Here is a 26,244-nt window from a genome sequence, read left to right on the forward strand (position 1 = left end):
AAAAACAATGAAAGCAGATTTGATTTTAAAGAATTACGAGATTGCAAAGGAGCGCTATGCAGCTCTGGGTGTAGATACAGACAAGGCTATTGAGACTTTGGAGAAAACTCCTATCTCTCTGCACTGCTGGCAGGCTGATGATGTAGTTGGCTTCGAGCGCGGTGAGGCTGCTTCTGGTGGTATCCAGAGCACTGGTAACTATCCTGGCAAGGCTCGCAACATCGACGAACTCCGTCAGGACATCGAGAAGGTGAACTCTCTCCTGGCTGGTACTTTCCGTCTCAACCTTCATGAGATTTACGGTGAGTTCGGTGGCAAGCAGATTGACCGTAACGAGGTAACCGTAGACCAGTTTACAGGCTGGATGCAGTGGGCTAAGGAGCAGAACATGAAGCTCGACTTCAACTCTACTTCTTTCTCTCACCCTAAGAGTGGCAGCCTCTCATTGTCAAATCCTGACCCAGCTATCCGCGAGTTCTGGATTGAGCACACCAAGCGTTGCCGCCGCATTGCAGACGCTATGGGTAAGTTCCAGAACGACCCATGTATCATGAACATCTGGGTACACGATGGTTCTAAGGACATCACTGTAGAGAAGGGACGCTATCGTGAGATTTTGAAGAACTCTCTCGATGAGATCTTAGCAGAGGAGTTGCCTAACATGAAGTCTTGTCTCGAAGCTAAGCTCTTCGGTATTGGCTTGGAGGCTTACACCGTAGGTTCTCACGACTTCTACGCTGGCTACTGCGCTAAGAACAACGTGATGTACACTCTCGATACAGGTCACTATGAGCCAACAGAGAACGTATCTGATGCAGTTTCTGCACTCCTGCTCTTCGTTCCTGAGCTGATGCTCCACGTATCTCGCCCAATGCACTGGGATTCAGACCACGTAACCCTCTTCGATGACAACACACGCAACCTCTTCTCAGAGTTGGTTCGTGCCAACGCACTCGACCGTGCTCACATCGGTCTCGACTACTTCGACGGTTCTATCAACCGCATCGGTGCTTACATCATCGGTGTTCGTGCTGCCCAGAAGTCATTGTTGCAGGCATTCCTTGAGCCACTTGATACCCTCCGCAAGTACGAGGACGAGGGCAAGCTCTTCCAGCGCCTGGCTCTCCTCGAAGAAGAGAAGACATTGCCATTCGGTGCAGTATATGATTACTTCAACTTGAAGAACAACATCCCTGTTGGCGAAGAGTACATCGCAGACATCGAGAAGTACGAGGCTGAGGTACTCGCAAAGCGAGTTTAAGAACGATTTAAGTGAAGAGTGAAGAACGATTTAACTGAAGAGTGAAGAACGAAGAATTCAATAGTCTTATGGCTAAAAAAACACATGAATTCTTCACTCTTCGTTCTTCACTCAAAATCGCTCTTCACTTAATTACTAAACAATATGGAAATATTAATAGGACTTTTAATCATAGCCATCGGCGCATTCTGCCAGTCCAGCTGTTACGTTCCAATCAACAAGATTAAGGATTGGAGTTGGGAATCCTACTGGGTAGTTCAGGGTGTGTTCGCATGGCTTATTTTGCCTTTCTTAGGCGCAATGCTCGCTGTTCCAAGCGGCCATTCCTTCTTTGAATTATTCGACGGTTATGGCTTCAACGTAGCAATGACCATGCTCTTCGGTGTACTCTGGGGCGTAGGTGGACTGACCTTCGGTCTTTCCATGCGCTATCTGGGAGTAGCATTGGGACAGAGCATCGCCTTGGGAACCTGTGCAGGTCTCGGCACCATCATGGGACCTGTATTGCTCAACATCTTCTTCCCGGAGATGGACGCCCTCTCATCGCTTACCTTCAGCGTAATTCTCGGCGTGGTAGTCACTCTTCTCGGTATCGCCATCATCGGTGTGGCAGGTAGTATGAAGGCGGCATCGCTCTCAGAAGAAGAGAAGAAGGCGGCAGTAAAGGACTTCAACTTCCCTAAGGGACTTGCCATCGCCTTGCTGGCTGGTTTCATGAGCGGCTGCTTCAATGTGGGTCTCGCCTTCGGTTCCGATATCCATTTCGGCAGTTTCACTCCTGATATGTACAAGACCTTGCCAGCCACCTTCCTGGTTACCCTAGGTGGTTTCATCACCAATGCCATCTACTGTTTCTATCAGAACACCAAGAATCATACTTGGAGCGATTACAAGAACCAGGAGGTTTGGAGCAATAACATTCTCTATAGTGTCTTGGCTGGTGCCTTGTGGTACAGCCAGTTCTTCGGACTGTCACTGGGCAAGGGGTTCCTCACCGAATCTCCTACCCTCATGACCCTATCGTTCTGCATTCTGATGGCGCTCAACGTAGTATTCTCGAATGTATGGGGCATCATCCTAAAGGAATGGAAAGGCTGCTCAAAGAAGACCATCTCCGTATTAATTGTCGGCATCATCGTCTTGATTATCTCAAGCTTCTTGCCACAACTTATATAACAAAAAAGGAACCCCGAGTATTTCACAATGCTCGGGGTCTTTTTATTAAACTTAATTATCTAAACCAAAAATTCTTATAGAAAACAATCTTTAAAACTTATTTCTTTATCTAAAGCCTATATTATCTTGGCAAATTAAATGCCTTGGTCATCTCAGCCATTTCCTCCTGGCTCATACCATCAGGCTCGAATCCCATGCACTTGGAATCGATGTAAATCTTGGCGCTCTTAGAGAGTACGTCAATCTGGTCGAAGGCATCCATCACGTCCAAGCCCTTGGCAAAGACACCATGCTTCTCCCACATCACTACATCATAATCCTCCAACTCCTTCAAGGTCTCCTCAGCAAGTTTCAAACTGCCTGGCAACTGATAAGGAACGATACCCAAACCGAGTGGACAAAAAGCCTTGGTCTCTGGAATCATGCTCCAGAGCAGGTTGCTCAACACGTCCTTGCCCATGAACTTCTTGTTGTGGCTCATGGCGATAAGCTCGATAGGGTGAGTATGAACAGTAGCCTTATAGTTGGAACCCTTCTCGATGAGACGGGCATGAACGCTCAAGTGACTAGGCAACTCAGATGTTGGCATTACAGGATTATTTGCGATGATAACATAGCTGGCGCAATCGTCGAGGATGCGGATGATAGAACCGTTCTCCATAGGCCAGCGAGCCAAGTCGCGCATACGCTTACCTGTACCCTTGCAGAAGAAATAGCAACCTTTTAAGGCTGGCAATGCTGTACCAATCTGCTTTACTTCGCTGATGGCAGGCAAAGCCTTGATTTCGTCATCAACCAAGTCGGTAACGTTTACAGTGATGTTACCACCATTACGCTCAGCCCAACCATTCTGCCAGAGGTATCCAGCAACTTCAGCTATCTTCTCGACCTCCTTTTTCAAGGCAGGACGACCTTCTAAAACACTATTCATATTAATCTTGTTATTAGCTTATTTAAAATTTCTGCTGCAAAAGTAATCATTTCCGCCCATATCCAACCTATTCTTTTGATATTTGGGCTATGACATTTGGCATAACCCTCAAAATCGTGAAAAATGCAGAAAGCGGCTTCTTGCATCACGCAAGAAAACCGCCCTTTTCATTCTACATGTCAATAGAGAATACATACCCTATCGCTGAGATGAGATTTATGCTCTTTTTCATTGAGTTGAGATATATGCTCTTATTATAACCTGAGATTGATATTCTACTTTACTTCTTTTTCCCTGGGGTTGCATCTTTCCAAAGAGAGAATTTTACAGGGACCATATATCTTACACTTACAGGTTTACCATTCTGTGTACCCGGAGTCCACTTAGGCATTCCCTTCACGACTCTCAATGCCTCAGCATCAAGTTCCGGATCTATAGATTTGGCTATCTTGGCATGCGTAACGCTGCCATCCTTCTGGACGATAAAGGTTACGATCACACGACCCTGCTTTTTGGCCTTGACTGCGGAAGCAGGATATTTGATGTTATCAGCCAGATACTTCATCAACATTAACTGACCACCAGGAAAAAACGGCATCGTCTCTGGTATATCATACACTACGCTCTTAGTCGTATCGGCAGGAGCTGTCGCATCAGAAGTCTTTGCTTCCGCCTTCAGTTCAGCTTCCGCCTTTGCCAATTCTGCAGCCTCGGCAGCTTTCATTTCAGCCGTCTCTGATGGGTTCATCATCTCGACAGCATCCTTTGCCATCGGATTCGCCACAGCCACATCAGCATTCAGAGCCTGCTCAGTCTTCTGCTGAACCTCAGCTACTACTGGAATCTGCTCGCCAATCTCACGAGCCACACTCTCGATGTTGCTCACCATGAGCAACACTCCTGCCAAAGGTGCGAAAAGGAGGTACTTCGCCTTGCCTATTTCACTTGTTCTACGTTTGTTCATCATTTTAATTTTTTTTAAGAGGTAATAAATTAAAATTATTGGCAATCTTGGTCGATTCATTCGGCTGTCGATATGCCAAACCTAGAAGGTGATACTGATAGGATTTGCGCGCGTTGCCATCAGATAAAACACTTTCATCGGCTAAATATTCCAAATTCATTCTTACTTCCTGCTTCATCAGCCAGGCAAACGGATTAAACCAGCAGGCGATGGAGAAAAGCTCAGAGAAGAGGGTATCTAGGGAATGGAGACCCGAAACATGGGTGCATTCATGAACCATCACTTCATGCAACTGCCTACCCTCCAGGGTAGATGGATACATAAACACCCAGCGGAAGAAGGAGAACGGACTCCCCTCGCCCTTGAGCAGATGTACCGTGATGCCTTCCACCTCTTGTTTCCGGGAAATAACCACAAGGCGGATGATGCTGAAGAGCTGCCATACCAACCGCAATGAGAGGACGGCTACTCCTACCCAATAGATGCCCAGCAGCATATCCATCCAGGTTATGCCGGAAGCCTGAGCCTTTACAACCACCACGGGATAAAACGTGTCGGCATATACATTCGCCATACTCACCATCGTAGGGGTATCGCGTACCCAATATTCCAGATTGAGCGCCGGAACCATCAGGGCGACGGCATAGATGAGCCAGAGGGTAAGGCGGCGAAGACCGAAGAAGGTATCGCGGCTCACCGTGAGGCGATAAAACCCATAAAGGAGCATCAGGGCTACATTGATTTTTATAAGATATATTGCCATACAGTTTCGATTTTTGTTTGAAATGAACTTAATAATTATTCTTCCGAAAGCTTGATTTATTCAGCAAAGTTCTCGAGTTATTCTTCCGAATTCTCGATTTCACGGATGATATCCTTGAGGTCCTCAGGACTGATTTTCTCGTCCTTGGCAAAGAAGGAAACCATTTCCTTGAAGGAATTCTTGAAGTAATTGTTCACGAAACCCGACAGGAACTTCCGCTTGTAATCGCTCTCGGCTATGAGTGGAGAATAGACATAACCCTTACCATCCCGCTCCGCCTTGACATATTCCTTGCGCTTCAGATTGTTCACAATAGAAGCCACTGTAGTATAAGGTGGACGAGGTTCTGGCAACAGTTCCATAATCTGTTTCACGGCACATCGTCCCAATTGCCATATCCGAAGCATAATATCTTCTTCCTGATTCGTCAGCTTTTCCATATTTCTATCTTTATTCTTTTAAATTCAACATTCTTGTTTCTAAATCACGCTGCAAATCTACGAACTTTTCGTATAAGTACAAAACAACCTACGTTAAAAAACATAAATTCAACTACACTTTAACGTTTTACGAGCTTTTCGTAATACTAAAACATAGAAAATTACGAGTTTATCGTAGATTACATATAAAAAGAACCAATATATAATAATACACGATCAGTGCCAGTGCAACAACATCTCCATCAAGAACATCCAGATGGATTGCGACAACTTCTTCGATGTGGGTAAGAGCGATAAATACCGCCTAGTAGATTTCACCTTCCAGGATATCACCTGCACCGACAAGAAGATGGCATTCGATGCCAGCCTCATCGAGAATACCATGGCAAAGAAGATGAACATCACCCCTAGAGAAAAGAGCAACGGATTGAAGACCACCGGCGATGCCGATGGGTTGAAATAACACCTACATTTTATAGAAAGTAATACAGAATTGAGTACAGAAACGAGCTTAATTTGCAAGAATAAGGCGCGTTTTGTTTTTTTATATCCCTCCTTATTTCTTTTTATCTCTTAAAATTAGGCATTTCCAAATATTTTGCTTAATTTTGCCTACAAAATAATTTTGAGTAAGAAAATGATAGATATAAAAGGTATAACCAAGAGCTTCGGCTCCCTGCAGGTGCTTAAGGGCATCGACCTGCATATTGACAAGGGCGAGGTGGTAAGTATCGTCGGTCCTAGTGGTGCCGGCAAGACTACACTCCTCCAGATTATCGGTACCCTCGACAAGCCTGATAGTGGCAGCATCATGGTTGATGGCATCGATGTAAGCAGCCTCAGCACCAAGAAACTGAGCGATTTCCGCAACCAGCATCTCGGTTTCGTCTTCCAGTTCCACCAACTTCTCCCTGAGTTCACCGCCTTGGAGAACATCATGATTCCTGCCTTCATTGCAGGCAAGAGCCGAAAAGAAGCCAAGGAGCGTGCCGAGGAGTTATTGGAATTCATGGGCTTGAGCGATAGAGCCAGTCACAAACCTGCCGAGTTATCCGGTGGTGAGAAACAGCGTGTAGCCGTGGCGAGAGCTTTGGTCAATAATCCTGCCGTCATCCTTGCCGATGAGCCATCAGGAAGTCTCGACACCAAGAACAAGGCTGAGCTTCACCAGCTCTTCTTCGACCTCAGAGACAAGTTCGGTCAGACTTTCGTCATCGTAACTCATGATGAGGGCCTTGCTGCCATCACCGACCGCACCATCCACCTCAAGGATGGAATGATTGAGAAGACGGTGGAGGCAGGAACAGCTGATAGCAAGAAAGAAACTGAAGAGGTTGTAAAAGCCCCAACAATAGAAGAAAAAACTGAAGATAATATTATATGAGCAAAAAGATAAAACTCGGCGATTACAATCGCCTTCGCATCGTAAAGAAAGTTGATTTCGGTCTGTATCTCGATGGTGGTGACGAGGGAGAGATCCTCCTTCCATCCCGCTACGTACCTGAAGACGCAGGCATCGGCGACGAGCTGGATGTCTTCATCTATCTCGACCAGGAAGAGCGCCTCATAGCAACCACCGAAACCCCTTTGGCAAAGGTGGGCGATTTCGCCTATCTCGAAGTGAAATGGGTCAACGAATACGGAGCCTTTCTGGGCTGGGGACTGATGAAGGACATCTTCTGCCCATTCCGTGAGCAGAAGAAGCGCATGGTGCTCGGCAACTCCTACATCGTGCATATCCACATCGACGAGGAGAGCTATCGCATCGTTGCCTCTGCCAAGATTGAGCGTTATCTCAACGAAGACCATCCTCACTACAAGCATGGCGATGAAGTGGATCTCCTCATCTGGCAGAAGACCGATCTCGGCTTCAAGGTTATCATCGACAACCAGTATCCGGGTCTGCTCTATCAGGACCAGATTTTCCAGTACATCCACACCGGTGACAAGATGAAGGGCTACATCGGAAGAGTTCGCCCTGACGGAAAGATAGATGTCACCCTACAGAAGACCGGTATTCAGCAGACTGCCGATTTCGCCGAAACCCTCTACCAGTATCTCTTGGACAACGATGGCGAGTGTAACCTTGGCGACAAGAGCGAAGCCGACGACATCTACGAGCGTTTCCACGTGAGCAAGAAGGTTTACAAGCGTGCCGTGGGCGATCTATACAAAAAGCGCCTCATCACCGTAAGCCCGATGAGCATCCGATTGGCGGAATAAAGTTTTTAGAACTATATATAATAAGGTGGCGCATCAAATGAGATGCGTCACCTTTATTTTCTTATACGGTTTACCACCCAAACCAAGGGCAGCCATCGTATGATCCTTGATAATCAATTTACCAGCAAGGAAAGCTTTCTAAGTTGTCGCTCAAATTCATTTTCCGTATAAATTTTAACCTTCATACTACGCCTCCTCTTCCCGAAGTCTTCTCAACAAATCACGAGCATTCATCGGCTTAGTCCCATTCTTCTTATGGGCTTCCAGTTCATCAAGAGCACGGTTGAGACTTTCTGCCACATAGGCTTCCTGCTCTGCCTGGCTCATATAAGTTTCCTGATAACTGTTTCCTGATTTGGAGATAGAACTGGCTAATTTTTCAGCATAGTCTTTGAGCTTGGCGACAAATTCGTCAAGCGTATATTGACCTGTAGAAGGTACTTGAAACTGAATATTAATCGTTTCCATCTTATTCCTTTCTTTTAAATTAACGCCACAAAATTAAAGAAAAGAATTGGAAATGCCAAAGAAAAGAGCGACTTTCTTTAGTTTAAGATACGAAAAACATTCAACAACAGTTTTTGAATGTAGCAAACTACATGATGCAAATTAAATATATAATCTGCAAGATGCATCATTTTTTCCTTTTCAACCCAGCCTAATAAAACAAGGGAGCGAACTGCATTGCAACGCAGCCCGCTCCCTTATCTATACTGATGATTGAATTTAATCTACCTTTTCGATAATCTTCATTCCCTCTTCCACTGCCTGCATGTTCAGCGGAATCAAACCATGATGGCGCTCTGGCAATGACTTGTAAAGCGCCTTGTTCAAACCATCGGTGCTAACTACAGGACAAACCTTCAGCAGACCGCCCAAAACAATCATATTGAACACCTTGGAGTTTTTCATCTCGGCAGCCTTGTCCATCGCATCAATGCGATAAATGGTGATGTCCTTGCGCTGTGGAGGATTCATCACACCATAGCCATCATAAATCAGGATGCCGCCTGGCTTAATCTTCGGCTCAAACTTGTCGAGCGATGGCTGGTTGAGCACGATGGCTACATCATAATGGCTCAGGATAGGCGAAGAGATGCGACTGTCGCTCACAATGACCGTTACATTGGCTGTACCGCCACGCTGCTCTGGTCCGTAAGCAGGCATCCAGGTTACCTCCTTATCCTCCATCAGTCCTGAATAAGCCAGAATCTTTCCCATAGAGAGAACGCCCTGACCACCAAAACCGGATATAATGATTTCTGTCTTCATTGTTCTATTATTATATTAGAAGAGCAATTCGTTCTTCACTCTTCGTTCTTCACTCTTCACTTACATTCCCGTTGTATCCTTCAGGTCACCCTTAGGATACTGCTTAAACATGTTCTCTTCCATCCACTTGTTAGCCTCAACAGGGGAGAGTTTCCAACCGCTGTTGCAGGTAGAAACAATCTCTACCAGGCTGGAGCCCTTGCCCTGCATGCTTGCCTCGAACGCCTTGCGGATAGCCTTCTTTGCCTTCTTGATGCTTGCCACGGTCTCCACACTCTGGCGGGTTACATAACAAGTACCCTGCAGATGGCTTGCCAACTCGGTAATATTAAGTGGATAACCATGAAGATCAGCATCTCTACCATAAGGACAGGTAGCAGTCTTCTGACCCAACAGGGTGGTTGGCGCCATCTGTCCGCCGGTCATACCATAGATGGCATTATTGATGAAGATGATGGCGATGTGCTCACCACGGTTCAGGGCGTGGATAGTTTCGCAGGTACCGATGCACGCCAAATCGCCATCGCCCTGATAAGTGAAGACAAGACGATCAGGCCACAAGCGCTTGATGCCCGTAGCTACAGCAGGTGCACGACCATGAGCAGCCTCCTGCCAGTCAATATCCAAATAGCGATAAGCAAAGACAGCGCAGCCCACCGGACATACGCCTACCGTCTTATCCTCCATGCCCATCTCCTCGATAACCTCGGCAACGAGCTTATGAACTACGCCATGCGAACACCCCGGGCAATAGTGCATCGGGGTATCGTTCATCAGCGTAGGCTTCTTATATACCAGATTCTCTGGTGAAATTATATCATTCATTTTATTAACTTCTTTAATGCTTCAACGATTTCCTCCGGCTCCGGTACGATACCGCCCAGACGACCAAAGTGCTCCACAGGAGTCTGACCATTCACAGCCAGTCGCACATCCTGAACCATCTGACCGGCATTGATTTCTACAACCAGAATGCCCTTCTTGGTCTTGGCGAGTTCGTGAATCTCCTTTTCAGGGAAAGGCCAGAGGGTGATAGGACGGAACAATCCTACCTTGATGCCCTGCTCACGCGCACTCTCGATGCTCTTCTCGGCAATACGTGCCGCGCTACCGAAGGCTACGATAACATAGTCGGCATCATCCATCTGCTCGGTTTCATAACGAACCTCGGTTTCACGGATTTTTCTGTATTTCTCCTGAAGAGCAATATTGCGCTCCTCCATCACCTCAGGCTTGAGTTCCAGAGAGGTCATGATGTTGACAGGACGACTCTTCGGACGGCCGATGGTAGCCCAAGGACATTCCTTCGCAATCTCCTCCTCGGTACGTCGAGGCTTGACAGGAGGCAGAACCACCTTCTCCATCATCTGACCAATGACACCATCGCTCAGAATCATCGCAGGATTGCGATACTTAAAGGCAAGCGTAAAGGCGAGATCAACGAAATCAGCCATCTCCTGAACAGATGCAGGAGCCAGCACAATCACATTATAGTCGCCATTACCACCACCGCGGGTAGCCTGGAAATAATCACTCTGGGATGGCTGGATTGTACCCAGACCCGGACCGCCACGCTGCACATTGACGATAACGCCCGGAATCTCAGCACCAGCCATGTAAGAGATACCCTCTTGCATCAAAGCCACACCCGGACTTGAAGAAGTGGTAATGACACGCTTACCGGCACCGGCGCCACCATAAACCATGTTGATAGCCGCCACCTCACTCTCAGCCTGCAGAACCACCATACCTGATGTTTCCCATGGCTTGAGCAGAGCCAGCGTCTCTATAATCTCACTTTGAGGTGTGATAGGATAGCCGAAGAAACCATCCGCACCACATCTGATACAGGCATGGGCTATCGCCTCATTGCCTTTCATTAATGTAACTTTCTGATTTGCCATTATTTAGTCCTCCTTCTTACGATAAACAGTGATACAGCCGTCCGGACACACGATGGCGCACGAAGTGCAACCAACACACGCATCAGGTACAGCTGCCTCTACATAACGGTAACCATGCACATTGACTTTTTTCTCTGCCAATGCGATGACATGCTGAGGACAAGCCTCCACACAGAGCGAGCATCCCTTGCAACGCCCGGTGTCGACTACAATAGCCCCTTTAATCTTACTCATATTCTAATTTCTTACTAATTATCTTTACCATTGGAGTAAACAAAGCTCCTGCTGTCCACATGTCGGTTGTTATGGATTGTAGTAGTCTTTGCAATAAAAGCTCATGATATCATCCAACATCTCCTTGGCTGCTACGGCAGGGCTCTCCGGATCGAGGGCAATGGCCTCCATATAGCAGTCGAGGGCACGCTTAAAGTCACCCTGCTTGCGCCAGGCGTTACCTTGCTGATAATATTCTTCTGCTGTCATTTACTCTTTTCTTTTTAAGTTTTGCTCTGCGAAATTACTAATTTTCGGCTAAGAAAAAGAATATAAGCCTAAGATTTAAACTATATTAATGTAGTTTTTCACAAAAATGCGCACACTATAATTCAGTGTGCAATTTTTATGAAAGATGTACATTATTTCTACTAATATATCCTATAAAAAGACAATTCGTCATTTACCGCAGTTTTTTATGGTAAATGACGAACAGTACGATTCCCCTCAACAGAAGGTAGAGAATGAAGGCCAACCACAGGGCATGATTGCCCAGGAAAGGATGCAAGCCGAAGAACAGACCGAAGAACGAAGCCGAGGCTACGGCGGTAGAACAGAGCATCGACTTAGACTGGGTAATGCCTACAAAGATGCCATCGAAGACGAATGCCGACATGCCAGACAGCGGAATCAGCACAGCCCACCAGAAATATTCGCCCGATGCAGTTATCACCTGCTTATCGCTCGTGAGCAAAGAGAGGAAATTCTCGCCACCCACTATATATAATAAGGTGAAACCTACAGCCACGACAGCTCCAAAACCCATCGTTCTTCTAACCACTTCGCGGAATGCTCCCATGTTTCGAGCTCCATAATACTTGCCGCTCAACGCCTCTGCCGCATAGGCAAAACCATCCATAAAATAAGAGAAGATGGTAAAGAGCGTCATCAGCAGCGTATTCACAGCCAGCACAATGGTACTCTCCCTGGAACCTGCCGCCGTAAAGAAGAGGTTGACCGCCACCAGACAGAGGGTGCGGAGAAAGATATCCTTATTGAGCGAAAAAAACTGCTTCAGCGGTTCGGCAGCAAAGAGATGCCGGCGATAGTCATACTTGCTTAACCGGCGATAACAGATGCGATAGAACAGACATGCCATCAGGAATCCCCACCATTGGGCAATAACCGTTCCGAGCGCCACGCCTTCTACCGTCATACCGCCGACAAAGACCAGCAGCAGAGAGGCGATGATGTTCACCACATTCTGCATCAGCGATACCATCATCGGAATGCGCGTGTTCTGCATACCGATAAACCAGCCCGTAAATCCGTAGAGTCCTAGCACTGCCGGGGCTCCCCAGATACAGACATAACAGTATCTTCGTGCCAGTTCTACGACATCCGCTTCCGGCGACATCGCCCACAGTCCACAGCCTATCAGCCATTTCTGGAGAACGAAAAACAGCACTCCTATCCCCACACCGATACTCAGAGAGCGCACCAGGAGCCTCAGTACCTCAGCCAAATCTCTCCTTCCCAAAGCCTGCGAAGTCATTCCGCTGGTTCCCATTCTCAGGAATCCGAAAAGCCAGTAGATGACATTGAACAGCATCGACCCCACGGCAATGGCTCCGATGTAAGCCGCATTGCCGATATGCCCGACGATGGCGACATCCACCAAACCCAAAAGCGGTACCGTGATATTGGATATTATCGACGGCACCGCTAATTGTAATATTCGTTTATTCACGTACTTTAATGATTATCATTAATCACTAATAAATAATCACTATACTCTATATTTCGCAGCCTGCTCCTCAATATAGGCAGCATCGCTGAAATAGTCGATACGCATAGCCTTGCGAACCTCATCCATAGTCTGGGCTGCAAACTCGCGGGCATCCTCGCTACCCTTCTTCAGGATATTGAATACCTCAGGAATATCTTGCTCAAACTCATGACGGCGGGCACGGATTGGGTCGAGCATCTTGTTAATGACGCTGTTCAGGAACTTCTTGCAGGTACCGTCACCGATACCACCCTTCACATACTGCTCCTTCAACTCATCCAAAGTCTTGAACTCAGGCCAGAACTCTGCGAAATCCTCAGGAGTAGAGAATGCCTCGAGATAGGTGAATACGGCATTGCCCTCCAGATGTCCTGGCTCTTCCATGCTCATACGTGGCTCACCGTTAGACATCTTCTTCACCTTCTTCCAAATGGTCTTCTCATCGTCACTCATGTAGATGCAGTTGCCGAGACTCTTACTCATCTTCTCCTTACCGTCAGTTCCAGGAAGACGACGGCAGCAGGCAATCTCAGGAAGCAGAATCTCCGGCTCTACCAAAACAGGTGCATAAGTCTGGTTGAAGCGGCGAACCAACTCGCGGGTTACCTCCAGCATAGGCTCCTGGTCCTCACCGGCAGGCACGGTTGTAGCCTTGAAAGCGGTGATGTCGGCAGCCTGACTCACAGGATAGCAGAAGAAACCGAGCGGAATGTTTGCCTCGAAGTTACGCATCTTGATCTCAGTCTTCACGGTTGGGTTACGCTGAACACGAGATACGCTGATGAGGTTCATCAGATAGGTAGTCAACTCAGCCAACTCTGGAATCATACTCTGGATATAGAGTGTACACTTCTGTGGGTCGAGGCCCGCAGAGAGATAGTCAAGAGCCACCTCTGTGATGTTCTGGCGAATCTTCTCAGGATTGTCGGCATTATCAGTCAAAGCCTGAACATCTGCCATGAAAACGAACATCCTGTCGAAGTCGCCAGCGTTCTGAAGTTGTACTCGGCGCTGCAGAGAGCCGATGTAATGACCCAGGTGAAGTTTACCTGTAGGACGGTCGCCCGTCAATATAATCTTTCCCATTTTCTTGCAATTTATTATTATTTTTGTGCAAAGGTACAACAAAATATTGAGAAACTGCAAGAAATGGTGAAAAAATAACAAAATGAGCGGGAGAAGGAAGGGATAGCTGAAAGAAAAACGGGGCACCCCTTGAGGATGCCCCGCCACCAATTAAAATAATTGATTGTCGCATTATAAACTTACCGTACTACTTAGCGATCATGATCGTTACACGGTTCTCTGCATTTTCTGCAAAAGGCTGCACACGGGCACCCTTAGATTCTTCTGTAATGCGCTCTGAAGGTATATTATATTTCTTTGTAAGCATCCAAACCACAGCTGCTACTCGCTTGGCAGCGATGCGGTCGTTGATGACGTCATAGCCTGTACCCTTGTCAGCATAGCCGGTTACTACAACCTTTGCCTCTGTGTTCTTGTTCAGGAAGTCAACCACCTCACGGATCTTAGCATCCTCAGCAGGAGCAATCTTGTAAGAATTGATGGTGAAGAAGATGTCACGGCGAATCTCCTCTACCTTCTTCTCTACAGGAGCTGGCTTAGGAGCTACATATTCCTGCTTAGGAGCTGGTGCCGGAGCAGGTTCCTCTACCGGCTTAGCCTTCTTGGTATAGCTCTTGCCCAGGTTGATGCGTACACCTGCCAGTGCATTGAAGTACCAGTCAGGGTTATCTTCCTTCTTAGAGTTGTATTTGTCTGAAATCATGTTGGCATTGCCCTCGAGCATGATGCTCACAGCCTTGCTTACCTTGAATTCCAGGTCGATACCGGCTCTGCCGTAAGGGCGAACCTTCTTTCCCTGCCAGAGATACTCCAGGTTGTAGTTGTTGAAGTTCTCAAGCGTGGCAGCGATGCCGTTTATCTCTTGGTTGCCGCCAGCCCAGTTGATACCACCGCCAGCGAAAGCACTTATATTAAACACACGGTTCGGATTCCAGCCACAGAAAAGGTTGGAGAGGTTGAACATGAAATCTACACCAGGAGCCATATATTTAAACTTATATTTGGCGTTGTAAGGCTTTTCTCCCACTTTGGAGCGAAAACTAGCCCAGCCGCCCTTGCTCCAGAGTCCGTTCATCTGAGCACGGAGTCCGAAAAGCGGAGAGAATTGATAGCCAATAGCTCCCTGAATATTAGGAGAGAGTAAGTCCTTGAACTTAGCCTCGCCCAGTGTATACTATCCACCTCCCCGAATATCGGGGTAGAAGTGCTTCTTGAATTGATACTCATTGCCGTCCTTATCGACATAGGTGGCTTGTGCCACGGCTGAAGTGCCGAGGGCGAGCATAGCAGATGCAATGATAAACTTATAATTTTTCATGTCTGATAAGTTTAAAACTGATTATTAATTGCTTTTTATGGGAGCTGTAATGAGTTTCTTGCTCTGGTTGTCTTCTGGATTGATTGTTACAGCATTTTTGGGAAGTACAGTTACTACTAAAGCTCGAGCTGTGTCATTCTTTCCATCTATGTAGTCAACAATAACAGAATCATTAGGAAGCATCACTCCATTGTTGTAACGAACCTCGTTGAGATTAAATACGATAGAATCTTCTCCGTCCATAACGGTAAGGTTCTTTAGGGTATCATCATCAATGCGAACATTTTTCACGATGCCTCTTATCTTTTTAAGTTCAGGCTTTCCACAACTGCTGATTCCTAGAACCAGCAATAAGGTGAAAACAACCATATAAAAAAATGATTTTCTCATCTTCTTCTTTCCTTATTGTTTAAAAATAAGAGGGAAACGTTCAGATGAACGTCCCCCTCAGTATTATAGTAATGTTCTAGAATCTAACCGATTCTTGTTGTCGCAATAATTACTTAGAAGCAGGACGCTTGATAGTAACCTTGAATGACTGTGGTACCTCATGACCATAAGCATCAACAACAACGAACTCCAAGTTTTCTGTGTGATCAACTGTTGGAGCGTTCTCTGCCTGAATACCTGTCTGAGTAAAGATAAACTGACCGTTAGTGGCATCAACTTCAACCGTGAAGTATGGGTCAACCTGACCTTCATATGTCAAGTGAGCTGAACCAGCCTTAACCTCCAGATACTTGTTAGTCAAGAGCTGCGCAAATGTACCACCGAAGAAATCATTGTTATATGTATTCTTAACAGCAATGTTCTTGATGTCTGTCTTGATTACATTTGCAGTAGCCTTCCACTGGAGTGCTGGCTGTTCTTTCCAAGAATAGCTGCTTGCAGAATGCCAGCAAGCGAATGTAACTGACAGACTCTTACCGTAGTCTACAGAGCAAGGCTTCTTTTCCCACTGGCCAGTCTTATTATTCTTAACAAGACTAATCTCGCCATAGTTGTACTTAGCTGTAACAGCATGCTTGGTCGTTGAGTTAATGAAGTCTTTAGCTGCAACTTTCGCAACAAAATTGTTGGCCTTGTCTGCCCTAACACTTGTCAACTTGTCATTTGCATCCTTAGCTGCGTCTGCGATTTCGAAACTAACGTTATCGTCGAGATTATAGAATACGTTATTCAAGTCTACAGAACCATATACGCTCTTATTGGTTACTGTGTAGCCATTTTCTGGCGTCATGTAAGCGATGAAGTAACCAGTACCCTTACCTGTTTCCTGTGCTGGACGGAATGTGATGTCAGCAGGGAATGCCTTAGGAAGAACCTTGGTGTACGTAGCTGTTACGGTACCTACCTCATAGAAGTTGTTATCAGTATACTTCCTCAAAGTTGACTTCAATGAAACTGTTGCACCATCAGCGATGAGGGCTGGGTTGTTAACCTTGAAGGCAATCTTTGTAACCTCAGACATGTTTGTTGTCTCATTTCCATCCTTGTCGTAATAAACAGCAGCGAATACAGGCTTCTCTGAAAGAGGACATGCATTGTTGTCAGCTACTAACTCCCAAGGACCATAGCTTACACCATCAACTGGGCTGAAGTCCTTCTTCTCTGTAATCTTGTTTACTGCATCCAAGTTACCTACGATACCTGATGTATAGTTCTCACCTACAACTACGTAGAAGGCCTTACCATCTGGGTCGAGCAACTTACCATCCTTGTTTACTGCATATACACGGAAACCGATGATGTCGTGGTTTGCAGCCTCGGTCTGGATTGTAAGAGTCAAGTTCTCGCTTGCAGGAACAACCTTGTTCAAATTATCAATTTCATAGTTCTTCCAAGCGTTGAGCTCAGAAACACCAGACTCGATAGCATTATCCTTGTCGAGTACTACATAGTAATAATCCGCAGCCGTATTGTCTGAAGTCTTCAAATCAGTGATAGAGAATGGCTTACCAACTTCAACCTGCAAGAGACTATTCCAATATCGGACATCAGATCGGTGACTACGATAATTTGCGTTCTCAACGTTCTTCTTCTCGCCTTCCAAAACTGGCTCTGCGGCAGCATCATTTGCCCAAGCAAGTTCAGGATTCTTATCGCTTGAGAAATTGCTGTTTTCACCAACAATTTCATAACCAGTCCAACGGTTGTGGATTTCACTAACATCCTTACCACCAACCTTGAATGTGAAATCGTTGCTAGGCACGAACTTATTGTAAGTAGGCTTAACATCGTAAGTAGACACTACGTAGCGGTCAGCAGCTGCCTCTGCCTTAGAATCAACAGTGTTATTGATAGCTACAGCATAGAGGATAGCTTTTTCATTACCATTCTCATCTTTTACTGTAACTGCCTTCTTGAAGTCTTCCTCTGAAACGCCTTCTGCTACAGAAAGAGGGAGCTTCCAAAGACCTGTCTTGACAGTAGCTGCAGCACGAGTAGTAATCAACTTGTCGAACTTAGAAGGAGTACCTACCTTAACAATGTCCTCAAGGCTTTCACCCTTAGAGTTCAAAAGAATAATCTTAGCACCCTTTGTGAGGTCAGCGTTAACTGGGTTTACGCGAACTACAATAGAAGCATCGTCTTTCACATCGATATCCTTACCCTTAACGTACTCAACAATAGGCTTAGCGTCATTACCATTCTCATCACCAAACTTAGAGTCGTCTGAAATCAAACCATGAAGCATCTCTACTGTGAGAGGTGTTATGCCATTTGTTGTATTCCAATTACTTGTAAATCCGTTAACACCAGAATATGTCTCAACGAGCTCAACGCTAGTTACTGCAGAATACAACTCCTCAACAGCGCCCTTGTATGCATTAACCTTAACGGTCAAGCTACCGATAGTCTCTTTGTCACCATCAGCACCGAGGAGTTCTTCTTTGAGTTGAGTGAGCTTCTCATCCAACTTGTCTGCTGTAACTCGGCTTGTTTCCAAGTTACCGATGCGCTCCAGAGCCTTCTCGAAGTCAGCTTGTTTAGCGGCAGCGTTAGCTGTAGTAGCTACAGCTGCGGCATCCTTAACAGCCTGGTCAGCTTGCTTCTGAGCATCCTTTGCTGCCTTAGCAGCAGCATCTGCAGCCTTTTGTGCTCCGTCAGCTGTTGTCTGTGCATTAGCAGCGTTACTGATTGCAGTTGCTACGTCAGTGGCAGCCTTGTTAGCTGTAACCTCAACTTTCTGGATAGCTTTTTCAACATCTGCTTTTACAGCAGCATCATTAGCCTTAGCTAAAGCAGACTCTGCAGTAGTCTTAGCTGCTGATGCAGTAGAAGCTGCATCCTGCAACTGTGTTTTCAATGCATCGATGTCGCTCTGCAAACCAGCCTTGTCAATCTGGCTCTGCAAGTTGTCGATGTCATCGTCGTAATCTTTACAAGAAGTAAATGTGCTTACCGAGGCAATTGTCAATGCACCCATAAGCAGCGCGCTAAAATACTTTCTTTTCATACGGTAATAATTTATAAAGTTATACGATTTTCCTAGCCTTCCGGCAGGAAGTTATTAATTAATTCTCTATATCGAATTAAGAGTTCCGTTTGATGAAAAGAGTCTGCACTCTTAGAAAAGTTATTTTTTCAGTTTTCAAAGGTCCTCTTAGAAAAGTTATTTTTTATCGTTCTTAAATATTGTGGCTTTTTATCGCCACTCAGTTCTTATTGTTTTTATCATATCTCCAACCAGGAGATTTTTCATGTTGCAAATATAAGTATATTTTTCGAAACTTGCAAGTTTTTGAGCATTTTTTTTCAAAAAAAGGCTAATTTTCTTATGTTTTTTATAAAATAGCCCCCATATTGGGCTTCTAATCCGTCCATTTTCCCTGTTTTCCTCCATTTTGCCGATATAAAACCTATACCGTATTATATATAGGGGAGATTGGCGGTCCTACACCTTATTATATATAGGGACCATCTAGATGCGAATGTATGAGTAAATCGTATTACACCAAGCCACCTCATTCTGATAACTCAAGTGCTTCATTCAGCTCACTGAGCTACTTCGTTCAGCCAACGCAGCCATATTATTCAGCCAACGAAATTGACTCTTCCACCCAACGAAATCGAATCTTCTGCCCAGCGCAGTCGTATCTTTAACCCAACGCAGTCGTATCTATCGACTCAATGAAGCGTATAAACTTGTTAAATGACGTACATGATTTCATCTACTTACTAAAACTGGCTGGCAGCCCATTACACCTTATCATATATACTGGCATTGATGTGAATATCGGAAAAGTATCAATGACGATGTGATAGACAGATACAACGATATGCTTATCAAAGCTATCAGCATATGAGAGGGAGGTAGAGTTATTCCGCCAACGATGCAGGAGAAATTACGTCACGACGTAACAACAACTACGTCCCGACGCAGTGACAGCTACGTCGGGACGCAGTTTCAGGAGCATCCTGCCCATTATCAAGTAAGCCTCATTTCCATTTTTGGTGATAAAAAGACGAAAAAAAGGGGCTATATTGAACGTAAAACCCTTGTTTTGTTCAGTCGTTGCACCAAGCGTTCCAATGAATAGAACAATGAAGCCTGTTTCGAAGGACATCGAAACAGGCTTCATTTTTTTATTCTAGAATTCTGCGTTCTTTGGTGTACGTGGGAATGGAATCACGTCGCGGATATTCTGCATACCGGTTACGAAGAGAATCAGACGCTCGAAACCGAGACCGAAACCTGCGTGTGGGCATGAACCATACTTACGGGTATCGAGATACCAGTTCATATCCTTCATAGGGATGTTGCGAGCCTCAATCTCACCCATCAGCTTGTCATAGCTCTCCTCACGGACAGAACCACCGATAATCTCACCAATCTGTGGGAACAGTACGTCGGTACCCTGAACGGTCTGACCGCTCTTGCCACCGAAACCACTCTCCTCCTCGTCTATCTTCATATAGAATGCCTTGATAGCCTTAGGATAGTTGGTCATGATAACCGGGCGCTTGAAGTGCTCCTCTACGAGGAAACGCTCATGCTCTGAAGCCAGGTCATCACCCCACTCGCATGGGAACTCAAACTTCTTACCGTTGGCAATAGCCTCCTGAAGGATGCGGATACCCTCGGTATATGGAAGATGAACGAAGTCGGAATTCAATACGCCTTCCAGACGGGCAATCAGACCCTTGTCAATCATCTTGTTCAAGAAAGCAAGATCGTCCTTGCAATGCTCCAGTGCCCAACGGATACAATACTTGATGAAGTCTTCCTCCAACTCCATCAAACCGTCCATATCCAGGAAAGCAACCTCTGGCTCTACCATCCAGAACTCAGCCAGGTGGCGAGGAGTATTACTGTTCTCTGCACGGAAGGTTGGACCGAAGGTATAGATGGCGCCGAGTGCTGTAGCACCGAGCTCACCCTCCAACTGACCGGAAACGGTCAATGAAGTCTGCTTGCCGAAGAAATCATCAGAATAGTCAATCTTGCCATCCTCGGTCTTCTTCAGGTTGTAGAGATTCTTGGTAGTTACCTGGAACATCTGACCAGCACCCTCACAGTCGCTGGCTGTGATGAGCGGAGTATTGAAATAGAAATATCCATGCTCATGGAAGTAAGTGTGGATAGCCATTGCCATGTTATGGCGGATACGCATCACGGCACCAAAGGTATTGGTACGGAGACGGAGGTGAGCATACTGACGCATGTATTCGAAGCTCTGTCCCTTCTTCTGCATAGGATAGTCGCTGCCGCAGAGACCGTAAATCTCGATGCTCTCGCACTGGATCTCAACACTCTGTCCGGCACCCTGGCTTTCTACCAGCGTACCTACGGCGCTGATACAAGCACCGGTAGTAATCTGACGGAGCTGATTCTCATCGACCTTTGATGGGTCGACTACTATCTGAATATTATTAATAGTAGAACCATCGTTAAGAGCGATAAAATCGACTGCTTTGCTACTACGATGGGTACGAACCCATCCCTTGACATTCACGATTGAGCCGTAGGCTGTACTCTTGAGCAAGTCTACAACTTTAGTTCTTTTTACTTTTTCCATTGTTAATTAATAGGTTAAAAAGGAGACTAAACAGATAGTCTCCTTTCTTATTATATCTTATTATCCTTATTCAAAAGCACCCATGCGGAGCATGTCTACCTCCTTCTCAGTAAGGAAGCGCCAGTCACCGCGACGGAGATTTTTCTTAGTCAAACCTGCGAACTGTACACGGTCGAGCTTGGTAACACGATAGCCGAGGCTCTCGAAGATACGACGCACGATACGGTTCTTGCCACTATGAATCTCGATGCCAACCTGTGCCTTGTCGCGATCATCAGCATACTCTACAGCATCTGCCTTAATCTCACCATCTTCCAAGGTGATACCCTCACGGATCTGATCCATATCGTGAGCAGTCAGATTCTTATCGAGATGAACGTGATAAACCTTCTTCTTCAGGAACTTAGGGTGAGTAAGCTTAGAAGCCAGGTCACCATCGTTGGTCAAGAGAAGTACACCTGTTGTATTACGGTCGAGACGGCCTACAGGATAGATACGCTCAGGACAAACATCCTTTACGAGGTCCATCACAGTCTTGCGCTGCTGAGGATCATCGCTGGTTGTAACATAATCCTTTGGTTTGTTGAGCAATACGTATACCTTCTTCTCCAAAGATACAGGAGCGTCGTGGAACTTCACCTCATCGGTACGAAGGATCTTGGTACCCAACTCGGTAACTACCTCACCATTGACAGTTACCAGACCAGCCTGGATAAACTCATCAGCCTCACGGCGAGAGCATACACCAGCATTGGCGAGGAACTTGTTCAAGCGCAATGGCTCTGTTGGGTCGATGTTTTCCTCCTTATATTCGATACGCTTCTTCATGCTATACTTAGCATTTGGATCGTAACCAGGAGTGTGCTGACGGAAACCGCCACCACGGTTGTTGCCATAGCCACCACCCTGTGGACGGCCATAACCGCCACGGTTGTTGCCATAACCACCCTGCTGAGGACGACCATAACCACCACGGTTGTTGCCATAGCCGCCACCCTGGGGACGACCATAACCACCACGGTTGTTGCCATAACCACCCTGCTGAGAACGAGACTGGTAGCCGCCCTGCTGACGTGGCTGGTAGCCACCCTGCTGACGAGGCTGATAACCACCCTGCTCATCATTATTGTTGTAACGAGGACGATAGCCACCCTGTTGAGGACGAGACTGATAGCCTCCCTGCTGACGTGGCTGGTAGCCACCACGGTTGCTGTTACCATAACCACCACGGCTCTGATAGCTGCTGCGCTGTGGACGCTCGCTGCTGCCTGTACTCTGCAAGCCAGCACCGAAACCTTCAGGACGGAAACCGCCTTCGCTGTTACTGCTACTTCTGTCGCTGCTGTATGCGCGATGTGAATTGATACGAGGACGCTGTGTGCGACCTACTGGTCGATAACTCTTCTGATAACCACCTGCTGGGTTGTAGCCCTCACGGGTTCTCTCATTCTCAGAAGACTGATCTTGAGGTTTGTTTTCAAATTCTGAATCCATTTTCTTAAAATACTTAATAGCCTCACGGCTGGGTTAATAAATCTAATTTTTACTTTTATATATATGTACTAAAACTACAAAATTCCTTTATGCATATTAGATACCTGTATAATTGCTTGGTGTGATTGCCATCAGTTCTGCCTTAACACTATCACTCACATTCAATCCCTGGATAAACTCATGAATAGTTTCCTCAGTCATGTGCTGATTGGTACGTGTCAACGCCTTCAATGCCTCGTAAGGATGTGGATATGCCTCACGGCGAAGAATAGTCTGGATAGCCTCAGCTACAACTGCCCATGTATTATTCAAATCTTCCTGCAGTTTCTCCTCGTGAAGAATCAGTTTACGCAAGCCCTTCAATGTACTCTGGATAGCAATGACGCTATGACCGAGAGGCACACCGATGTTACGGAGTACGGTACTGTCAGTAAGGTCGCGCTGCAAGCGGCTAACCGGAAGTTTCTGTGCCAGGAACTGAAGAATGGCATTGGCTATGCCCAGGTTACCTTCACTGTTCTCATAATCGATAGGATTCACCTTGTGAGGCATCGCACTTGAGCCTACCTCACCTGCCTTGATCTTCTGCTTGAAGTAATCCATAGAGATATACATCCAGAAGTCACGGTCTAAGTCGATGATAATGGTGTTGATACGACGGATGGCGTCAAAGATAGCGCCAAGGTAGTCATAGTTACTGATCTGTGTGGTATACTGCTCGCGTTCCAAACCGAGTTTTTCGCTGACGAACTTGTTACCGAATACTTTCCAGTCATACTGTGGATAAGCTACATGGTGAGCATTGTAATTACCGGTAGCACCACCGAACTTAGCTGTAATCTTGCAAGCCTTGAGCGAATTAAGCTGCTCGGTAAGACGGTAAACATAAACCATGATTTCCTTGCCCAGGCGGGTAGGTGAAGCAGGCTGTCCGTGAGTCTTAGCCAGCATAGGCACATCCTTCCACTCATCAGCATAAGTCTGGAGCTGTGCAATCAGCTCTTCAACCTGCGGATTGAAGCACTCTTCCAAAGCCTCTTTTACAGAGAGAGGCACACTTGTGTTGTTGATATCCTGAGATGTCAAACCAAAATGGATAAACTCCTTGTAAGCATCCAAGCCTCCGATCTTATCGAATTCTTCCTTGATAAAATACTCTACAGCCTTTACATCGTGATTGGTAATCTTCTCGATGTCTTTTACGCGCTGTGCTTCATTTTCGTCAAAATTACGATAAATGTCACGCAGACGTTCGAACAGCGACTTGTCGAAAGAAGCAAGCTGTGGCAAAGGTAACTCGCATAGAGTAATGAAGTATTCAATCTCTACGCGTACACGATAACGAATGAGAGCATACTCTGAGAAGTAGTTAGCGAGCTGCTCTGTTTTTCCCCTATAACGACCATCAATTGGTGATATGGCAGTCAATAAATCTAAATTCATAACAATACGTATTATATATAGGGTGCAAAATTAATGAATTATCGTGAGAAAACAGAGAAAATAGTGATAAATAAATTTAAAAGCATAAAAAAAGTCTCTCAACATTTGTTGAGAGACCTTCACCATTGTGGGCGTTGACGGATTCGAACCGCCGACCCTCTGCTTGTAAGGCAGATGCTCTAAACCAGCTGAGCTAAACGCCCTTAAAAAAGTCCCTGCAACCACAAAAGTGAATCACAGGGAACACCCCCGTGGGCGCTGACGGATTCGAACCGCCGACCCTCTGCTTGTAAGGCAGATGCTCTAAACCAGCTGAGCTAAGCGCCCTTACTTTTCGTAAGCGGTTGCAAAGGTACGACTATTTTTTGGTTCCACCAAATTTTTCAGCAACTTTTTTCGTTTTTTCTTCAAAAAAGTGCATTTTCTGGTGTTTTTCCTCATTTTTCAGGGTAAAAACGGTCAGTTTTTGCATTTCAATTGCCAAAAACAGCCACCAAGAGAAAGTACTTACGATGGGACTGCCAAACCTCTTTCAACCCCCAAAGGTACTTATTGAGAAAGAAAAGTTCTTTTTTAAGAAATTCAAAGAAACAAAAAAGGCATTCTTCACGAGGAAGAATGCCCTATTCTATTTTTATACCTTATATTATATATACTGTATAATTACTCACCAACCTGAACAGTTGCACGACGGTTGTAAGAAGCAGGAGTCAAATCCTTAACACCACCGTTAGCCTTAACTACGATGTTCTCCTTAGCAACACCCAACTTAACGAGCTCATCAGCTACCTTCTCAGCACGAGCCTTAGAAATCTTCTGGTTAACAGCTGCAGAACCAGTAGCGCTGTCAGCATAACCGTTAACTACCAACTTAGCGTTGTTGTCCTTAGCATACTGAGCGAGAGCCTGTACGTTTACAAGATCCTTCTTAGAAGCAACCTTAGACTTGCCGATGTTGAAGAATACAGAAACTGGAGTAGCAACATACTCCTTAACTGCCTTATCCTCTACAGACTTCTGGTTGTTCAAGAGATTCTTCAAACGGTCGTTCTCTGCATTAGCATCGTTCAACTTAGCATTGATAGCGTCGAGTTCTGACTGATGAAGAGCGTTGATAGCGTCAACATCTGGAACCTTGTTCCAAGTAGCCTTACCCAAGTTGTATGTAACACCGACCTCAACATTCAAAGAACGGTCGTGTCTTGCAATCACCTTGTCGATAGAGCGAGATGTGCTAGGCTTAGCACCTGCCAATACACCTGTGTAACCATCATAGTCGCTAGCACCTAATGCATAGTTTACATCGAGGTTGACAGCCCACTTCTTATTGATCTTGAACTCGTTCAAGATACCAACACCAACTACAGGAGCATAGCAGTTAGCGCTCATGTTACGGTTAATACCAAAACCTGCGTAAGGGATGCAATCCCAAACACGAGCCTCGTTGTAACCACACAACATATTGCTAACATTGAACAAAACCTGCTCATTCAAAGTCCAATACTTATTTGCATTTGTTGACTTATCCTCAGAAACTACTGTACGGCCCCAAACACCATTTAACTTGGTACGGAGACCGAGACCTGGTGTGAACCACTTACCTACAGCAACAGAGAAACCGAGATTGTTTCTGAAACCCTTGAGTGGGCTCTTAGAGAAACCATTGCCCTCTTCCTGGTTGCCCCAGAATGCAGAACCAGCAACGTTTGCCTGAACAAACCAATTGCTCCAGAAAGAATTTGTTGCAACGCTATACTTCTCAGTAGTTGCTGCATCCTGAGCCATACTGCCCATTGTTACGCTAGCCAATGCTAGCACTGCTAATAACTTTTTCATAACTTTATAATTTAAAAATCAATTTATATATATATATACCTTCTGAATGACGGAGCAAAGATAATACTATTTTTTGAAATAACCTTCATTTTCTAAAAAAAATAGCAT

The 26,244-nt window shown here is 45.7% G+C and carries 26 protein-coding genes and 2 tRNA genes; 6 read left to right on the top strand and 22 right to left on the bottom strand.

All coding sequences use genetic code 11. The features are described 5' to 3' along the window. Positions 1-7: 7 nt before the first annotated feature. Both KUA48_RS05710 and KUA48_RS05715 read left to right on the top strand, forming a co-directional pair. Positions 8-1,261 (top strand): L-rhamnose isomerase, encoded by a 1,254-nt coding sequence (locus KUA48_RS05710; protein ID WP_117586846.1) that lies wholly within the window; start codon positions 8-10, stop codon positions 1,259-1,261. A 144-nt stretch (positions 1,262-1,405) separates the two neighbouring features. Then, positions 1,406-2,437 carry an L-rhamnose/proton symporter RhaT gene (locus KUA48_RS05715; RefSeq protein WP_218432483.1) on the top strand — a complete coding sequence of 344 codons (1,032 nt, stop codon included), beginning with the start codon at positions 1,406-1,408 and terminating at the stop codon, positions 2,435-2,437. Positions 2,438-2,558: 121 nt separating this feature from the next. On the opposite strand, the gene rhaD is transcribed toward KUA48_RS05715, so the two are convergent. The 4 genes from rhaD to KUA48_RS05735 all read right to left on the bottom strand — a co-directional run bounded on the left by rhaD (position 2,559) and on the right by KUA48_RS05735 (position 5,535). Then, positions 2,559-3,368: a rhamnulose-1-phosphate aldolase gene (gene rhaD / locus KUA48_RS05720; RefSeq protein ID WP_118085764.1), complete on the bottom strand. Its 810-nt coding sequence runs from the start codon at positions 3,366-3,368 to the stop codon at positions 2,559-2,561. Between the two features lie 280 nt (positions 3,369-3,648). Next, a complete protein-coding gene (locus KUA48_RS05725) occupies positions 3,649-4,335 on the bottom strand; it encodes an energy transducer TonB (RefSeq protein WP_228112475.1) in 687 nt (228 codons plus the stop codon). Position 4,336: 1 nt separating this feature from the next. Further along, the gene (locus KUA48_RS05730) at positions 4,337-5,095 is read right to left on the bottom strand and encodes a M56 family metallopeptidase (RefSeq protein ID WP_228112476.1); all 759 of its coding nucleotides are present in this window, start codon (positions 5,093-5,095) and stop codon (positions 4,337-4,339) included. A 77-nt stretch (positions 5,096-5,172) separates the two neighbouring features. Further along, positions 5,173-5,535 (bottom strand): BlaI/MecI/CopY family transcriptional regulator, encoded by a 363-nt coding sequence (locus KUA48_RS05735; protein ID WP_006848305.1) that lies wholly within the window; start codon positions 5,533-5,535, stop codon positions 5,173-5,175. 256 nt (positions 5,536-5,791) lie between these two features. Here KUA48_RS05735 and KUA48_RS05740 point away from each other — a divergent pair, with 256 nt between their 5' ends. The 3 genes from KUA48_RS05740 (at position 5,792) to KUA48_RS05750 (ending at position 7,758) form a co-directional block, all read left to right on the top strand. Next, positions 5,792-5,998, top strand: a complete 207-nt coding sequence (locus tag KUA48_RS05740; protein ID WP_153088101.1) for a hypothetical protein — start codon at positions 5,792-5,794, stop codon at positions 5,996-5,998. A 174-nt stretch (positions 5,999-6,172) separates the two neighbouring features. Beyond that, entirely contained in the window at positions 6,173-6,919 is a 747-nt protein-coding gene (locus KUA48_RS05745; RefSeq protein WP_218432485.1) for an ABC transporter ATP-binding protein, read from the top strand. Further along, positions 6,916-7,758, top strand: a complete 843-nt coding sequence (locus KUA48_RS05750) for a S1 RNA-binding domain-containing protein (protein WP_022121556.1) — start codon at positions 6,916-6,918, stop codon at positions 7,756-7,758. Before KUA48_RS05745 ends, KUA48_RS05750 begins: the two co-directional genes overlap by 4 nt. Before the next feature lie 186 nt (positions 7,759-7,944). Here the strand turns inward: KUA48_RS05750 and KUA48_RS05755 are convergent, their stop codons facing one another. From KUA48_RS05755 to KUA48_RS05810, 12 genes are all read right to left on the bottom strand, one after another. Continuing rightward, positions 7,945-8,226: a hypothetical protein gene (locus tag KUA48_RS05755; RefSeq protein ID WP_153079748.1), complete on the bottom strand. Its 282-nt coding sequence runs from the start codon at positions 8,224-8,226 to the stop codon at positions 7,945-7,947. 258 nt (positions 8,227-8,484) lie between these two features. After that, positions 8,485-9,030: a 2-oxoacid:acceptor oxidoreductase family protein gene (locus KUA48_RS05760; protein ID WP_006848319.1), complete on the bottom strand. Its 546-nt coding sequence runs from the start codon at positions 9,028-9,030 to the stop codon at positions 8,485-8,487. A 60-nt stretch (positions 9,031-9,090) separates the two neighbouring features. Further along, entirely contained in the window at positions 9,091-9,855 is a 765-nt protein-coding gene (locus KUA48_RS05765; protein ID WP_119228077.1) for a thiamine pyrophosphate-dependent enzyme, read from the bottom strand. After that, positions 9,852-10,934 carry a 3-methyl-2-oxobutanoate dehydrogenase subunit VorB gene (locus KUA48_RS05770; protein ID WP_118152185.1) on the bottom strand — a complete coding sequence of 361 codons (1,083 nt, stop codon included), beginning with the start codon at positions 10,932-10,934 and terminating at the stop codon, positions 9,852-9,854. The genes KUA48_RS05765 and KUA48_RS05770 overlap by 4 nt, the downstream gene beginning before the upstream one ends. A 3-nt stretch (positions 10,935-10,937) precedes the next feature. After that, positions 10,938-11,168, bottom strand: a complete 231-nt coding sequence (locus KUA48_RS05775; protein ID WP_006848322.1) for a 4Fe-4S binding protein — start codon at positions 11,166-11,168, stop codon at positions 10,938-10,940. A 69-nt stretch (positions 11,169-11,237) separates the two neighbouring features. After that, complete coding sequence (locus KUA48_RS05780; RefSeq protein WP_006848323.1) at positions 11,238-11,417, bottom strand: tetratricopeptide repeat protein; 180 nt, start codon at positions 11,415-11,417, stop codon at positions 11,238-11,240. A gap of 193 nt (positions 11,418-11,610) precedes the next feature. Next, complete coding sequence (locus tag KUA48_RS05785; protein ID WP_334649282.1) at positions 11,611-12,870, bottom strand: MATE family efflux transporter; 1,260 nt, start codon at positions 12,868-12,870, stop codon at positions 11,611-11,613. Between the two features lie 66 nt (positions 12,871-12,936). After that, the gene (gene trpS, locus KUA48_RS05790) at positions 12,937-14,022 is read right to left on the bottom strand and encodes a tryptophan--tRNA ligase (protein WP_218432487.1); all 1,086 of its coding nucleotides are present in this window, start codon (positions 14,020-14,022) and stop codon (positions 12,937-12,939) included. Between the two features lie 187 nt (positions 14,023-14,209). Then, on the bottom strand, positions 14,210-15,097 hold the full coding sequence (locus tag KUA48_RS05795; RefSeq protein ID WP_256624428.1) for an OmpA family protein: 888 nt from the start codon (positions 15,095-15,097) through the stop codon (positions 14,210-14,212). Positions 15,098-15,196: 99 nt separating this feature from the next. Beyond that, positions 15,197-15,340 (bottom strand): hypothetical protein, encoded by a 144-nt coding sequence (locus tag KUA48_RS05800; RefSeq protein WP_153087508.1) that lies wholly within the window; start codon positions 15,338-15,340, stop codon positions 15,197-15,199. A 24-nt stretch (positions 15,341-15,364) separates the two neighbouring features. Continuing rightward, positions 15,365-15,730 (bottom strand): hypothetical protein, encoded by a 366-nt coding sequence (locus KUA48_RS05805; protein WP_118255273.1) that lies wholly within the window; start codon positions 15,728-15,730, stop codon positions 15,365-15,367. 109 nt (positions 15,731-15,839) lie between these two features. Beyond that, positions 15,840-18,800 carry a hypothetical protein gene (locus KUA48_RS05810; RefSeq protein ID WP_218432488.1) on the bottom strand — a complete coding sequence of 987 codons (2,961 nt, stop codon included), beginning with the start codon at positions 18,798-18,800 and terminating at the stop codon, positions 15,840-15,842. 479 nt (positions 18,801-19,279) lie between these two features. Between KUA48_RS05810 and KUA48_RS05815 the strand changes: the two genes are divergently transcribed. Beyond that, entirely contained in the window at positions 19,280-19,447 is a 168-nt protein-coding gene (locus tag KUA48_RS05815) for a hypothetical protein (RefSeq protein WP_334649280.1), read from the top strand. A gap of 488 nt (positions 19,448-19,935) precedes the next feature. Here the strand turns inward: KUA48_RS05815 and asnS are convergent, their stop codons facing one another. The 6 genes from asnS to KUA48_RS05845 all read right to left on the bottom strand — a co-directional run bounded on the left by asnS (position 19,936) and on the right by KUA48_RS05845 (position 26,136). Further along, the gene (asnS, locus tag KUA48_RS05820; protein WP_117587394.1) at positions 19,936-21,363 is read right to left on the bottom strand and encodes an asparagine--tRNA ligase; all 1,428 of its coding nucleotides are present in this window, start codon (positions 21,361-21,363) and stop codon (positions 19,936-19,938) included. 66 nt (positions 21,364-21,429) lie between these two features. Further along, positions 21,430-22,857 (bottom strand): pseudouridine synthase, encoded by a 1,428-nt coding sequence (locus KUA48_RS05825; protein WP_218432489.1) that lies wholly within the window; start codon positions 22,855-22,857, stop codon positions 21,430-21,432. Positions 22,858-22,953: 96 nt separating this feature from the next. Next, a complete protein-coding gene (gene purB, locus KUA48_RS05830) occupies positions 22,954-24,300 on the bottom strand; it encodes an adenylosuccinate lyase (protein WP_119237905.1) in 1,347 nt (448 codons plus the stop codon). Positions 24,301-24,428: 128 nt separating this feature from the next. Further along, a tRNA-Val gene (locus KUA48_RS05835) sits at positions 24,429-24,503 on the bottom strand. A gap of 49 nt (positions 24,504-24,552) precedes the next feature. Next, positions 24,553-24,627, bottom strand: a tRNA-Val gene (locus tag KUA48_RS05840). A gap of 336 nt (positions 24,628-24,963) precedes the next feature. Continuing rightward, entirely contained in the window at positions 24,964-26,136 is a 1,173-nt protein-coding gene (locus KUA48_RS05845; protein WP_218432490.1) for an OmpA family protein, read from the bottom strand. Positions 26,137-26,244 lie beyond the last annotated feature (108 nt).

The organism is Segatella copri, assembly GCF_019249795.2.
Classification (GTDB): domain Bacteria; phylum Bacteroidota; class Bacteroidia; order Bacteroidales; family Bacteroidaceae; genus Prevotella; species Prevotella copri_B.

Bases quoted from the DNA above. Each gene is read 5' to 3' on its own strand.
- KUA48_RS05710 (WP_117586846.1), top strand. From the start codon at position 8: ATGAAAGCAGATTTGATTTTAAAGAATTACGAGATTGCAAAGGAGCGC.
- KUA48_RS05715 (WP_218432483.1), top strand. From the start codon at position 1,406: ATGGAAATATTAATAGGACTTTTAATCATAGCCATCGGCGCATTCTGC.
- rhaD (WP_118085764.1), bottom strand. From the start codon at position 3,368: ATGAATAGTGTTTTAGAAGGTCGTCCTGCCTTGAAAAAGGAGGTCGAG.
- KUA48_RS05725 (WP_228112475.1), bottom strand. From the start codon at position 4,335: ATGATGAACAAACGTAGAACAAGTGAAATAGGCAAGGCGAAGTACCTC.
- KUA48_RS05730 (WP_228112476.1), bottom strand. From the start codon at position 5,095: ATGGCAATATATCTTATAAAAATCAATGTAGCCCTGATGCTCCTTTAT.
- KUA48_RS05735 (WP_006848305.1), bottom strand. From the start codon at position 5,535: ATGGAAAAGCTGACGAATCAGGAAGAAGATATTATGCTTCGGATATGG.
- KUA48_RS05740 (WP_153088101.1), top strand. From the start codon at position 5,792: ATGGATTGCGACAACTTCTTCGATGTGGGTAAGAGCGATAAATACCGC.
- KUA48_RS05745 (WP_218432485.1), top strand. From the start codon at position 6,173: ATGATAGATATAAAAGGTATAACCAAGAGCTTCGGCTCCCTGCAGGTG.
- KUA48_RS05750 (WP_022121556.1), top strand. From the start codon at position 6,916: ATGAGCAAAAAGATAAAACTCGGCGATTACAATCGCCTTCGCATCGTA.
- KUA48_RS05755 (WP_153079748.1), bottom strand. From the start codon at position 8,226: ATGGAAACGATTAATATTCAGTTTCAAGTACCTTCTACAGGTCAATAT.
- KUA48_RS05760 (WP_006848319.1), bottom strand. From the start codon at position 9,030: ATGAAGACAGAAATCATTATATCCGGTTTTGGTGGTCAGGGCGTTCTC.
- KUA48_RS05765 (WP_119228077.1), bottom strand. From the start codon at position 9,855: ATGAATGATATAATTTCACCAGAGAATCTGGTATATAAGAAGCCTACG.
- KUA48_RS05770 (WP_118152185.1), bottom strand. From the start codon at position 10,934: ATGGCAAATCAGAAAGTTACATTAATGAAAGGCAATGAGGCGATAGCC.
- KUA48_RS05775 (WP_006848322.1), bottom strand. From the start codon at position 11,168: ATGAGTAAGATTAAAGGGGCTATTGTAGTCGACACCGGGCGTTGCAAG.
- KUA48_RS05780 (WP_006848323.1), bottom strand. From the start codon at position 11,417: ATGACAGCAGAAGAATATTATCAGCAAGGTAACGCCTGGCGCAAGCAG.
- trpS (WP_218432487.1), bottom strand. From the start codon at position 14,022: ATGGGAAAGATTATATTGACGGGCGACCGTCCTACAGGTAAACTTCAC.
- KUA48_RS05795 (WP_256624428.1), bottom strand. From the start codon at position 15,097: ATGAACGGACTCTGGAGCAAGGGCGGCTGGGCTAGTTTTCGCTCCAAA.
- KUA48_RS05800 (WP_153087508.1), bottom strand. From the start codon at position 15,340: ATGAAAAATTATAAGTTTATCATTGCATCTGCTATGCTCGCCCTCGGC.
- KUA48_RS05805 (WP_118255273.1), bottom strand. From the start codon at position 15,730: ATGAGAAAATCATTTTTTTATATGGTTGTTTTCACCTTATTGCTGGTT.
- KUA48_RS05810 (WP_218432488.1), bottom strand. From the start codon at position 18,800: ATGAAAAGAAAGTATTTTAGCGCGCTGCTTATGGGTGCATTGACAATT.
- KUA48_RS05815 (WP_334649280.1), top strand. From the start codon at position 19,280: ATGAGTAAATCGTATTACACCAAGCCACCTCATTCTGATAACTCAAGT.
- asnS (WP_117587394.1), bottom strand. From the start codon at position 21,363: ATGGAAAAAGTAAAAAGAACTAAAGTTGTAGACTTGCTCAAGAGTACA.
- KUA48_RS05825 (WP_218432489.1), bottom strand. From the start codon at position 22,857: ATGGATTCAGAATTTGAAAACAAACCTCAAGATCAGTCTTCTGAGAAT.
- purB (WP_119237905.1), bottom strand. From the start codon at position 24,300: ATGAATTTAGATTTATTGACTGCCATATCACCAATTGATGGTCGTTAT.
- KUA48_RS05845 (WP_218432490.1), bottom strand. From the start codon at position 26,136: ATGAAAAAGTTATTAGCAGTGCTAGCATTGGCTAGCGTAACAATGGGC.